This is a genomic window from Pelagibacterium lentulum, from assembly GCF_003992625.1.
GTDB classification, from domain to species: Bacteria; Pseudomonadota; Alphaproteobacteria; order Rhizobiales; family Devosiaceae; genus Pelagibacterium; species Pelagibacterium lentulum.
In genome coordinates this window covers 118,414-130,000 of record NZ_RZMW01000033.1, presented here as the reverse complement: position 1 = coordinate 130,000, position 11,587 = coordinate 118,414, and the positions used below count along the sequence as shown (strand labels likewise).

The window sequence follows — 11,587 nt, the reverse complement described above, 5'->3', positions numbered from 1 at the left end:
CCTTACCGGACTGACATCGTTCCTTTTGATGATGGCTGCGCTGCAGGTCTCGTTCCGGGGCGAAGATACCTTTTCCACGCCCTATGAGGCCCTGAGCATTCAGGCTCCCACACGTACCGCAAGCCTTGGCGAAACCTTGCAGGGCAAGACACGCCGTGCAAAGCCGGTAACCCAGACGGTTTCCGACCGCCAGATCATCGAAGCCTCAGTGCGCGAAGTGGTCGACGGAGTGGCCCGCATCCGCAACCAGCCCTTCACCCGGATCGAAGCCACCCTGGCGACAGCAGCCACCACGCTTTCCGAAGACATTCCGGATTATGATCCTGTCGCACTGCTCGCCCGCAACGAGCCGATGCGCGCCAACGGCAGTTCCGACGCCGTAAGCACCGATATATATGGTGCCGATGTCGAGGGTGAGGTTACAATCCGCACGGCTGCGCTACCGCTTGATCTGACCCCGAATCGCGCAGTCAACGATGTCGCTGCCGCCCAGTTTGTGCGCATGTCCGTCGAAGGTGCTTATACTGAAGCCGAGTTGTCCACCTTCTCTTATGCGGCAATCGGCAACGAGCGTTTACGCGAACTTGACGTCCGTCCATCCAATGTCGTTGCCGGCATTGCCGAGAACGTCACTGTGCTGCCCATGACCCGGTTTGGCGATGGCTCCACTCAGACGCGCACCGAGCGCGTGCTCACGGTCAGGGAAGAAACGCCCCTCGATGAGGTGCTGATCCGTAACGGGTTCTCCAATGCCATGGTCTCAGCGGTAATACGTGCCATGCGCAATGTTATGCCACAAACGGTAATGCCCGCCGGCACCCGTCTGCGCATTCTTTTTGGCGCCTCGCGCACAAGCGATTCGCTGATCCCTTACAGGCTGTCGATATATGCCGACACAACCCATCGCGTAACGGTCGCTTTGACCGATAGCGGACAATATGTGCTGGCACTGGAACCGCCAGCCATCCCCTTTACCGACGAAGACACCGAAGAGGTCAATGTCGCCAATCTGCCCACGATCTATCGCGCGATATGGGAAACCGGGCGCAAACATAATCTCGATGACCAGACAATCGACCGCATTGCCGCCATGTATGCCTACGATCTCGATCTCACGCGGCGCGTATCTCCCGGCGATTCAATCGATATCCTGCTTTCCGGCTCCCCGCGCGATGATGAGCAGGATCTGCTCTATGTGAACCTTAAACTGGGCAATACAGAACGCGAACTGTTCCGGTTCCGCACCGAAGATGGCGTTGTCGACTTCTTCAATTCCGATGGCGAAACCGGAAAGCAGTTCCTGCTGCGCCGGCCGCTCGAAGGTGGCGGCACGTTGCGCTCGCGCTATGGATACCGGCGCCATCCGGTCTTTGGCGATTATCGCCTGCATTCGGGTGTGGACTTTTCAGCCAGAACCGGAACGCCGATTTATGCAGCCGGTGAGGGTGTGGTTGAACGTGCGCAATGGTTCTCCGGCTATGGACGTTACGTGGAAATCCGCCATGCCAATGGCTACGCAACAGCCTATGCCCACATGAGCGCGATTGCCGATGGCATAACGCCAGGCACACAGGTCAACCAAGGCCAGGTGATCGGCTATGTAGGCTCGACCGGGGTTTCCACCGGTCCGCATCTGCATTACGAAATCAAGATCAACGGCCACACCGTCGATCCGCTTGCCGTTAAGCTGCCGCGTGCCAATTCGCTGCCGCCGCAATATAATGCCGAGTTCGATCAGACAGTGGCCCAGATCCGCACCCTGATGCAGCATGAATCCAGCCAGCCATCGGTGACGGTCGCAGCGACAAATTAGAGCGTGTCCAGCAAAAGCATACCCTTGGACTTGATCCGAGGATGGAAGCGGTTTCCGGTTCGGACACACGACAAAACAAGAAGTTAGAGCAATTCTGCGATTCAATGAAAAGCAAACTTGCTCTAGCTAACCGGCAGCTTTCTGCGGTCCCCAGACAGCCAACTCCGTGCCGCCCGGTTCATGAAAGTGAAACCGGCGGCCGCCCGGAAAATCAAACTGCTCTACTGTAATTGCCCCTCCGGATGCTTCCACGGCCGCTTGGGCTGCATCAATATCCTCGGCATAAAGAACGACGAGCGGCGGCCGGGCCAAGGCATTTTCCGCAGCCTGCTCAATGCCGCCATCGACCCCGGCATTGTCAAAGCTGCAATAGCCTGCACCATGTGCCGTAAATTGCCAGCCAAAGGCCTTTTCGAAAAAGCGCTGACTGGCAGCCCGATCAGCACTGGACAGTTCAATATAGTTTATCGGGATAACAGGAGCCATGCGTCCACCTCGTCTCACATGTTCTATTTTTGTTCCTATCATGATTGCCCAGCCCTCGCAAGTGGGGTCAGGCCACCCTAGTCAATTGTCCATCCTTTGCGGCAGACTGTCGAGCGGACCATCGTGGACCACTTCGGCGATCAATTCCTGCGGATAACCTTGTTCGAGCAGCTCGATCAGTTCCAGGTCGCGCATACCGCGCAAACTTAGATGATCGGCATCGGCAATCGCCAGAAACAAGCCGTGCGGCGCTGCTGCATAAAGCAGACGGCCAAGCTGGGGTGGCACAACCCGATCACGCTCCCCATGCACAATGGCGATGATTTCCGCTTGCGAGGAACCAATACGCGAAACGGAAAAAAAAGTGTTCTGCAAAAGAAAGCCCGGCAGAAACGGCATGGTGGAACTGACCACATCGGGGAGCGAACTGAACGGTGCCTCAAGAATGAGTCCCCGGCTGGCATGGCGCTCCGACATGGCGACCGCAACCCCGGTGCCCAGGGAATGACCGTGCAAGATAAGCGGACTCTCCGGCGCCAGCTTCCGTGCCTTGGCGATCGCCGCATCGCCATCGAGAATCAGCCCTGTTTCCGAAGGCGTGCCGGTAGAGCCCGGATAGCCGCGATAGGCGAAGGCCAGAACGCCATAACCCTCATTGGCCCAAGGCGCTCGACCGAAGCGCGCCGCCATTGGCTCGGGCACGCTGCCATTGCCGTGAAAGGCGACTACGACCGGGCGTCCCTCATGCGGCGGTTTCCAATAGGCCTTGAGTTCCTCGCCATCGGCGGTCACGAGGGTGAAGCGCTCGAAATCGGGGCCGAGCATGTTCATGAATGGGGCGGCATTGACGAAGCGGCGGGGGAAAACCAATTCGTTCTGAATGACATAAGCTCCGGCAATCACCATACCATACATGAGCGCCAGCCCCAGAACGATCCGCGGCAAGATTTTCACCGCAAAACCCCGCATTCTCACCTTTCCTTTCCCAATGCCGAATCGGCTTGTTCCCCTTGGTTGCAAATATGGGATTGATGCACCTGCCCCGGCAAGCAGATGCGCAGCGCCATGACGGATTTGTGAAAATCTGTCGGAGCACCTTGACAGTCTGTGTCTTGTCCAACGAGTGACGGCGCAGGTCCGTTCCAGATTTCTTGCTCCATCGCGCGCAAGGGCACCCGATCCGCCAGCGCACACGAGCACAAGCGGAGCCTTAATGGGTTCAATGGGATGCGTCTTTTCTAAATCAGACCGAGCATTTCCATTGCTTCAAACAAGGCCGCTTCCGAGGCGTCGTGATCCCCCGCCTTGTGCAGCTCTTCCCCGCTCTGGCGCAATTCCATGACCATGGCCATATCGGCCTCGGAAAGCTCGGCTGTCGGCAGAGCCTCATCGATCTGTGCCATCAGCGCCGGGCATTGATGGGCAAGGGCGGGGCCAGTGACAAGTGCACCTGCAACGGCAAGCGCAACGATAAATTTTCGCATTTCATCCTCCTCTTGTTGGCCGCGCCGGGCTCCAGACAAACAGGTCACAAAGAGGTGGTTTTCAGGCGGACCTGCGCATGGGCCACCGACAATCGCGCGTCTGGCTGGCGCGGCTTTCATGCAGACTTTACCAGACGCTGCAAACGCCAGTTTACGCCTTCGACCGGCAAAAGGAAAATGCGCTCACACGACAGTGCATGATTCTGCCTTGCGGTTTTTTTCGCGGGGGGCGCACCACTGCGGGCATGACGCTCGTCGGGACGGCAGTTGTGAAATCATCACGCACCCAAACATCGAACATCGCCCTATTCTGTTTCGCCCGCGGGTCCGTCGGGTCCGTCCCCCACACACGCGCTCAAAAAGAAATATCCCCGGCTCAAGGCCGGGGACGATAACGGCAGGGGATGGAGCAGGAAGAGAGGCGCGGGCAAATGTGAGCCAGAAAAGTGCTCCCTAATCCGACCCTTCGCGCCATCGTCATTTGAGCGAAACTCTCTCACCCAGAACTGTTCCAGTGAACCGTTTGTCCCTCAAAGGCGCCACAGTAACGGGCAGGGAGATTTGACAAGAATGACAATCCAGCTTCCCATAGACAGCATGCTGGTGATCGGCGTTCGAGGCTTGAGCACATAGTGTTTCCGATTGCCGTTAGTGTCATCTCCTGTCTTATGTTGTTGCCGATGCTGAATTGCCTTTTGAGATTTCTACTTATTGCTGGCGCTTGTTTCACTCCATCTTTTACGGCGCGGGCCCAACAGACGCAGCAGCCAGCCCTCACCGACCGATTGGTCGTCGGTCTCTTCGTGGATGCTCCCTTTGTCATGGAAGAGGGAAACGGCTATTCGGGCATGGCGATTGACCTTTGGGAGATGCTCGCTGAGGACGCGGAGCTGGATTTCCGATACGAGGTCTATCCAAATCTACGCACCTTGGTCGAGGCGACTGAAACCGGGCAGGCCGATGTCGCCGTTACCAACCTGACCATAAATCGCGACCGGGCCGAACGTATTGACTTCACGCATCCCTGGTTCGACGCCGGCCAGCGAATTATGATCGGCGAACATCAGGGCACAGGCTTCTGGGCAGTTGTCAAAGGCCTGCAGGCGTCCGGCCACCTGACCGCCTATGCCTGGATTGGCTTGGTTATCCTGATGGCCACCGTTGTGCTAACCTTGTTCGACCGACAGTTCGACAAGAATTTTCCGCGCCGATGGCCCGATGGCATTGCGGAGAGTTTTTACACGGTCATGTCAGTGGCAACATCGGGCAAACCGCCATCACGCAAAAACCTGTTCGGGTGGGTCGGACGCATCTGGCAGGGGCTTTGGCTGGTTTGCGGCATTGCGGTTCTTGCCTATGTCACCTCCTCGGTCACCAGCGTGATGACCACGTTGGCAATCACAAGCAGCATCAATAGTGCAGCCGACTTGCCGGGCCGGACGGTTGGTGTATTGGAGGGAAGTGTTTCCCAGGACTATGCCCGCAATGCAGGCCTGCGACATATAAGCTTTGACCATATCGAAGACGGCGTTGAGGCTTTGATCGATGGCAGGATCGATGCCATAGTAGGAGATGCACCGGTCCTCGAATATTACGTCCGCACCAATGCCGACCAGCCCGTTTCAGTGGTTGGCGCATTGTTCGAGCCCGACAAATACGGCTTTGCGCTCCCTAATAACAGCGCGCTCACACGCACGCTCACAGTCGAACTGATCGGCGCTCACGAAAGGGGAGAGATCGAAAATATCAGAACGCGATATTTTGGAGAGCACCCATAAGCGCGGCCAGAGCCACCGGCAATCACAATGCCTCAGTCTTGCCTGCCTCACTTGCACAAGCCATCCACGGCTCAGGTTCAAAGACATGCTTGCCGGACACATCTAACGGATCTCAACAAAAAGGCCCCGTCTCCGGGGCCCTTTCATTCTGCAATGCCGAGACCGCCTTATTCGGCAGCGTCGTCAACGATCTCGCCTTGGACAACCGGCAAAATCACCAGCCTGCCATCCTTTGCATCGACCTCGACCGTGCCGCCATCCGAGACGTCACCGGCCAGCATTTTTTCGGCCAGTTCGTCCTGCACGTTGCGCTGGATAACGCGCTTCAAGGGCCGGGCGCCATAGGCGGAATCATAGCCCTCATTGGCCAGCCAATCGCGCGCCGCCGGAGTGACTTCGAGCGCAATTTCGCGCGTGTCGAGCAGCTTTTGCAACCGCGCGAGCTGGATATCGACAATGGCACCCATCTGGCCGCGCTCAAGCCGGTGAAACAGCAGGATTTCATCTACGCGGTTCAAAAATTCGGGCCGGAACGCCGCCTTGACCGCATCAAGCACCTTGCCACGCACCATTTCCGCAGGCTCGCCATCGGGCTGGGCCGCCAGATACTCGGCGCCAAGATTGGAGGTCATGATGACCAGCGTATTGCGAAAATCGACCGTGTGGCCCTGCCCATCCGTGAGCCGCCCATCGTCGAGCACCTGCAAGAGCACGTTAAAGACATCCGGGTGCGCCTTTTCGATCTCATCGAAAAGGATCACCTGATAGGGTCGGCGGCGGACCGCCTCGGTGAGCACGCCCCCCTCGTCATAGCCGACATAGCCCGGAGGCGCGCCGATCAACCGGGCCACCGCATGCTTTTCCATGAATTCGGACATATCGAGCCGGACCATGGCCGTCTCATCATCGAAAAGGAACTGCGCCAGCGCCTTGGTCAATTCGGTCTTGCCCACGCCCGTGGGGCCAAGGAACATGAACGAGCCCATCGGCCGGTTGGGATCTTGCAGCCCGGCGCGCGAACGGCGCACAGCGCGGGAAACTGCTTCAACCGCCTCGGCCTGGCCGATGACGCGCCTTGCAAGCTCATCTTCCATACGCAACAGCTTGTCGCGCTCGCCCTCTAACATCTTGTCGACCGGAACCCCGGTCCAGCGGGAAACAACCTGCGCGATATGATTTGGCGTAACCACTTCCTCGACCATATCCGAGCCGGGCTGGGCCACATGGCCCTCGGCATCTGTTAGACGTTTTTCGAGATCGGGGATAACACCATAGGCCAGTTCGCCCGCCCGTGCGAGATCGCCCTTGCGCTGGGCCAGCTCAAGCTCGGTGCGGGCCTGATCAAGCTGTTCCTTAAGCTTGGTGCCACCGGCAAGCCGCTCTTTTTCGGCAAGCCAGCGCTGGGTCATGGCATCCGATTCTTCTTCCAACCCGGCAAGTTCGGTTTCAAGCCGGTTAAGCCGGGTCTTGGACGCATCGTCATCTTCCTTTTTGAGCGCTTCGCGCTCGATCTTCAATTGGATGATGCGGCGATCGAGTTCATCGAGTGCCTCGGGCTTGGAATCGACCGCCATGCGCAGCCGCGCTGAAGCCTCGTCCATCAAATCGATGGCCTTGTCGGGCAAAAAGCGGTCGGTGATATAGCGGTTCGAGAGCGTTGCTGCCGAGACCAGGGCCGAATCGGAAATGCGCACCCCGTGATGGAGTTCGTATTTTTCCTTCAATCCGCGCAGGATCGAAATCGTATCCTCGACCGTGGGTTCGGAAACGAATACCGGCTGGAAGCGGCGGGCCAGCGCAGCATCCTTTTCGACATGCTTTTTATATTCATCGAGCGTTGTCGCACCCACGCAGTGCAATTCACCCCGCGCAAGGGCGGGCTTTAAAAGGTTGGATGCATCCATGGCGCCATCGGCCTTGCCCGCGCCGACCAGCGTGTGCATCTCGTCGATGAACAGGATGATCTGGCCGTCAGCAGACGTCACTTCGTTGAGAACCGATTTGAGCCTTTCCTCGAACTCGCCGCGATATTTCGCGCCTGCGATCAGCGCGCCCATATCGAGCGCCAGCAAGGACTTGTTCTTAAGACTCTCGGGCACGTCGCCATTGACGATGCGCAGAGCAAGGCCTTCTGCAATGGCGGTCTTGCCCACGCCCGGCTCGCCGATCAGTACGGGGTTGTTCTTGGTGCGGCGCGATAGCACCTGGATGGTGCGGCGGATTTCCTCGTCGCGCCCGATCACCGGATCGAGCTTGCCCTCACGCGCATCTTCTGTGAGATCGCGCGCATACTTCTTCAAGGCATCATAAGCGTTTTCAGCCGATGCCGAATCGGCGGTGCGGCCCTTGCGGATCGCTTCGATAGCAGCGTTCAGGCCGCTGGCGGTAACACCGGCCGAAGCCAACACCTTGCCTGCATCTGTGTTTTTTTCGATAACCAGAGCCAGCAGCAAACGCTCAACGGCGACAAAACTGTCGTTGGCCTTTTTGGCGGCCTGCTCGGCGGTTTCAAAAACCCGCGCGAGATCGCGGCTGAGATAGACTTGGCCACCGTCACCGGAAACCGCGGGGACCTTTTTCAGCCCCTCTTCAACCCCGGCGCGTACCGCCTGCACATTGCCACCAGCGCGCTCGATCAACCCGGCGGCCATGCCTTCGCTGTCGTCGACAAGGACTTTCAGGATATGCAGCGGCAGAAACTGCTGATGGCCGCGCGATAAGGCAAGCTGTTGCGCACTCTGGATAAATCCGCGCGTGCGCTCGGTATATTTTTCAATATTCATCGCTTCAACTCTCCTTTTTCTGGCACGTCGCTTCCGCCCGGTTTACGGCGCGTCCGCAACGCCCGAAGCGTTGGAATTTCAATCATTGTGGTGACCATCCCGGCTTTCGGCAATGATCTGGGTCAAGCCATGATATAGGTGCATTGGCGACAAGAAAAAGGGCCGGAGCGTGAACGCCGGCCCTTATTTTTCAAAAGCGACAAAGAAGCGCTCCATAGCGCCCGTCCCAAAGGGGTTATTCGGCGGCGGCCTCGCGGCCTGCGGTCAGAAAGGCCGGCAATTCGCCAAGATCGGGCTGCGACGCTTCGGCAAGATCGGCATCGGCCTTCTTGGTCGTGCGGCGCGTGGTCCGGCGCGCGCGCTTGGGCTTTTCCTCAGCCTCCACGCTGCCATTGGCTTCCGCTGCTGTGGCAGGCACCGATTCGGCCGCGGTTTCAGCGTCATTGACTTCCGACTTGGCCGCTTCTTCGATGGTTTCGCGACGCGGACGGCGCTGGCGCTGGGCGCGCCGGGGCTTGCCCTCATCGCTTCCGGTATCGGCCTTGTTTTCCGATTCAGCCGCTTCGGTTTTTACGGTTTCTTCTTCGCTCGCTTCATCCTCGGTGCCGGCGTCTGCCTGCTGGTCCTGGCGCGGCTGGAACTGGGCCTGCGCTGCCAGAATGATGCGGTTGTAATGTTCGGCATGCTGAAGGTAGTTTTCCGCCATCACATTGTCGCCGGAAGCGGCGGCATCTCGGGCAAGCTGCGTATATTTTTCCGCAATATGGGAGGCATTGCCACGGATTTTCACATCCGGCCCATTGCTCTCGTAATTACGGGACAACGGATTTCCACCGCCACCGCGCCGCTGATTGTTATTGTTGCGGCTGCGCGAACGCTGCTTGTTCATATTCTGCTGGTTTGGTCTCATCTGCTCGCTTCAACACGTTCCGTGATGGTATGCGGATATTGGCCAGATCGACGGACGAAAACGATGTCCGAAGGACTGACGGTGTAACTTGCGGCCAGCGCAAGGCATATCAAGCAAAACATGTCCTAAAACATGTTTCGTGCCGATCGCTTTTCTTAAGGTTTCCCCAAAAGCTGTCTGGGCAATCCGCCCCCGCGCTTGCGTTGGGTTCCGATAGTCCAGAACCGCGCCGCCTGTCGACTTTACATCCAAGCCGCCAATGTGAGGGTGGTATCCACCGTGGTGCCATGCACCGCGTCAGCACCTGCAACCTAAACGCTATTGCTCGATATTCCAAGAAAAATATGCGCGGCGACACTTTGTCACGCCTTGGAAACGCGGGCGACAACCATTCGGTCGTGACCGGCAATATCCTTGTAAACCGATATGGTTTGCCAGCCCGCATCCTGCAATATGCCTTTAACCATTTGGGCCTGATCGAACCCGATTTCAAGCGCCAGACGCCCGCCCGGCTTGAGAAAACCAGCACCCTGCGCTGCAATGATCCTGTAGGGGGCCAGCCCATCGATGCCGCCATCCAGCGCTGCGCCGGGATCGAAAACGCGCACGCCCGGCGCCAGCGTTTCAATCACCGCGCTGGCGATATAGGGCGGATTGGAAACGATCAGATCGAAGCGGGCATCTGCTTCAAGTGGGGAAAACCAATCCCCCCCAAGCGTTGTAAAGCGCTCTGATAGCCCGAGCGCTTTTGCGTTGTGATTCGCCATGTCCAGCGCGGCTGGGGCAATATCGATGCCAACGCCGCGTGCGCCGGGCAGATTGGCAAGCAGCGAAAGCACGATGCAGCCTGTGCCTGTGCCCAGATCGAGTATCTGTGCCGCACTTTCGGTCTTGAGGACATCAAGACCGAAATCGACAAGCATTTCGGTTTCCGGGCGCGGAATGAGCGTTGCCGGATTGAGCCCGAACGTGAACCCATAAAATTCCTGCCTGCCGAAAATGCGCGCCATCGGCTCGCCAGCAAGACGCCGGGCAGCCAACGCCTCCAGGTCATCGCGCTTTTGCTCGGGGAATGGTTCGGACTCTCTGGCGATCAGCCCGGTCTCATCAAGATCGAGCACGTGCCGGACGAGCAACCGGGCGTCGAGCGCCGCTGTCTCGATCCCTGCGGTCGCGAAACGGTCGCGGAGAACGCGCCATGTCTGGCCCAGGACATCGGTCATTGCACCCTCACCGCCTTGCCTCAACTCCCCTGGTCCATCTCGGCAAGTTGTGCGGCCTGGTTTTCGGTAATCAGAGCCTCGACGATTTCATCAAGCGCATCGCCGGTTATGATCTGAGGAAGTTTATAGAGCGTCAGATTGATCCGATGATCGGTGACGCGCCCTTGCGGGAAATTGTAGGTGCGGATGCGTTCGGAACGGTCGCCCGAACCGACCTGGCTTTTCCGGCTTTCCGCGCGTTCGCTCGAAGCCTTTTGCTGCTGCTCGTCAAAAAGCCGCGCCCGCAGAACCTTCATGGCGTTGGCACGGTTCTGATGCTGGCTCTTTTCAGCCGAAGTGACGACGATGCCGGTTGGGATATGGGTGATGCGCACCGCAGAATCGGTTGTGTTGACGTGCTGGCCGCCCGCCCCCGAGGCACGCATCGTATCGATGCGAATATCTTCAGGGCGGATTTCGATGTCGATGTCCTCGACTTCAGGCAAAACCGCCACGGTGGCTGCCGAGGTGTGAATGCGGCCAGAGGCTTCGGTATCGGGCACACGTTGCACCCGGTGAACGCCAGACTCATATTTGAGTTTGGCGAAAACACCGGCGCCCGAAATATTGGCAATGATTTCCTTATAGCCGCCAGCATCGCCTTCGGACGCCTCCATCAGCGTGACGCGCCAGCCCTGATTTTCAGCGTAGCGCTGATACATGCGGAACAGATCGCCCGCAAAAAGCGCGGCTTCATCCCCGCCCGTGCCCGCGCGCACTTCCAGAATGGCGCTTTTCTCGTCCGCTGCATCCTTGGGTAACAGCATGATGCGGATGTCCTGAACGAGTGTTTCGATCTTTTCACGAAGCTCGCTCATTTCCGCATAGGCAAGCTCGGCCATTTCCTTGTCGCCGGAATTATAGAGTTCTTCGGCACCAGCCAGGTCGGAAAGCGCGACCTTGTACTCGCGCACTTTTGCGACCATGGGCGAAAGCTCGGAATATTCCTTTGAAAGCCGCACATAATTGTCGGGGTCGGGACTGGCGCTCATGGCGTGCTCGATGGAATCAAAGCGCCGCTCAAGAGCATCGAGTTTGTCGTTTGGCAGTCCAGCCATCGCAAATACCAGA

Annotated in this window: 9 protein-coding genes (1 of these 9 cut by a window edge); 2 read left to right on the top strand and 7 right to left on the bottom strand. The window is 58.2% G+C overall.

The features are described from left to right. Positions 1–1,813, top strand: the 3' portion of a protein-coding gene (locus EO133_RS10250) for a M23 family metallopeptidase (RefSeq protein ID WP_127072557.1). The gene continues 143 nt to the left of window position 1, outside the view; only the last 1,813 of its 1,956 coding nucleotides appear in the window; the start codon falls outside the window, past its left edge; its stop codon occupies positions 1,811–1,813. Positions 1,814–1,939: 126 nt separating this feature from the next. Here EO133_RS10250 and EO133_RS10245 read toward each other — a convergent pair whose 3' ends face one another. The 3 genes from EO133_RS10245 to EO133_RS10235 all read right to left on the bottom strand — a co-directional run bounded on the left by EO133_RS10245 (position 1,940) and on the right by EO133_RS10235 (position 3,783). Next, positions 1,940–2,299: a VOC family protein gene (locus EO133_RS10245; RefSeq protein ID WP_127072556.1), complete on the bottom strand. Its 360-nt coding sequence runs from the start codon at positions 2,297–2,299 to the stop codon at positions 1,940–1,942. An 81-nt stretch (positions 2,300–2,380) separates the two neighbouring features. Beyond that, positions 2,381–3,268 carry an alpha/beta hydrolase gene (locus EO133_RS10240; protein ID WP_127072555.1) on the bottom strand — a complete coding sequence of 296 codons (888 nt, stop codon included), beginning with the start codon at positions 3,266–3,268 and terminating at the stop codon, positions 2,381–2,383. A 269-nt stretch (positions 3,269–3,537) separates the two neighbouring features. Beyond that, positions 3,538–3,783, bottom strand: a complete 246-nt coding sequence (locus EO133_RS10235; RefSeq protein ID WP_127072554.1) for a hypothetical protein — start codon at positions 3,781–3,783, stop codon at positions 3,538–3,540. Between the two features lie 668 nt (positions 3,784–4,451). Between EO133_RS10235 and EO133_RS10230 the strand changes: the two genes are divergently transcribed. Next, positions 4,452–5,561, top strand: coding sequence for a transporter substrate-binding domain-containing protein (locus EO133_RS10230; protein ID WP_428372654.1), 1,110 nt, complete (start codon positions 4,452–4,454; stop codon positions 5,559–5,561). A gap of 167 nt (positions 5,562–5,728) precedes the next feature. On the opposite strand, the gene clpB is transcribed toward EO133_RS10230, so the two are convergent. The 4 genes from clpB to prfA all read right to left on the bottom strand — a co-directional run bounded on the left by clpB (position 5,729) and on the right by prfA (position 11,574). Further along, on the bottom strand, positions 5,729–8,344 hold the full coding sequence (gene clpB, locus EO133_RS10225; protein WP_127072552.1) for an ATP-dependent chaperone ClpB: 2,616 nt from the start codon (positions 8,342–8,344) through the stop codon (positions 5,729–5,731). 235 nt (positions 8,345–8,579) lie between these two features. Beyond that, positions 8,580–9,254 carry a DUF4167 domain-containing protein gene (locus EO133_RS10220; RefSeq protein WP_127072551.1) on the bottom strand — a complete coding sequence of 225 codons (675 nt, stop codon included), beginning with the start codon at positions 9,252–9,254 and terminating at the stop codon, positions 8,580–8,582. A gap of 362 nt (positions 9,255–9,616) precedes the next feature. Further along, on the bottom strand, positions 9,617–10,477 hold the full coding sequence (gene prmC / locus EO133_RS10215; protein ID WP_127072550.1) for a peptide chain release factor N(5)-glutamine methyltransferase: 861 nt from the start codon (positions 10,475–10,477) through the stop codon (positions 9,617–9,619). Positions 10,478–10,497: 20 nt separating this feature from the next. Beyond that, positions 10,498–11,574, bottom strand: coding sequence for a peptide chain release factor 1 (prfA, locus tag EO133_RS10210; protein ID WP_127072549.1), 1,077 nt, complete (start codon positions 11,572–11,574; stop codon positions 10,498–10,500). Positions 11,575–11,587: the final 13 nt, after the last annotated feature.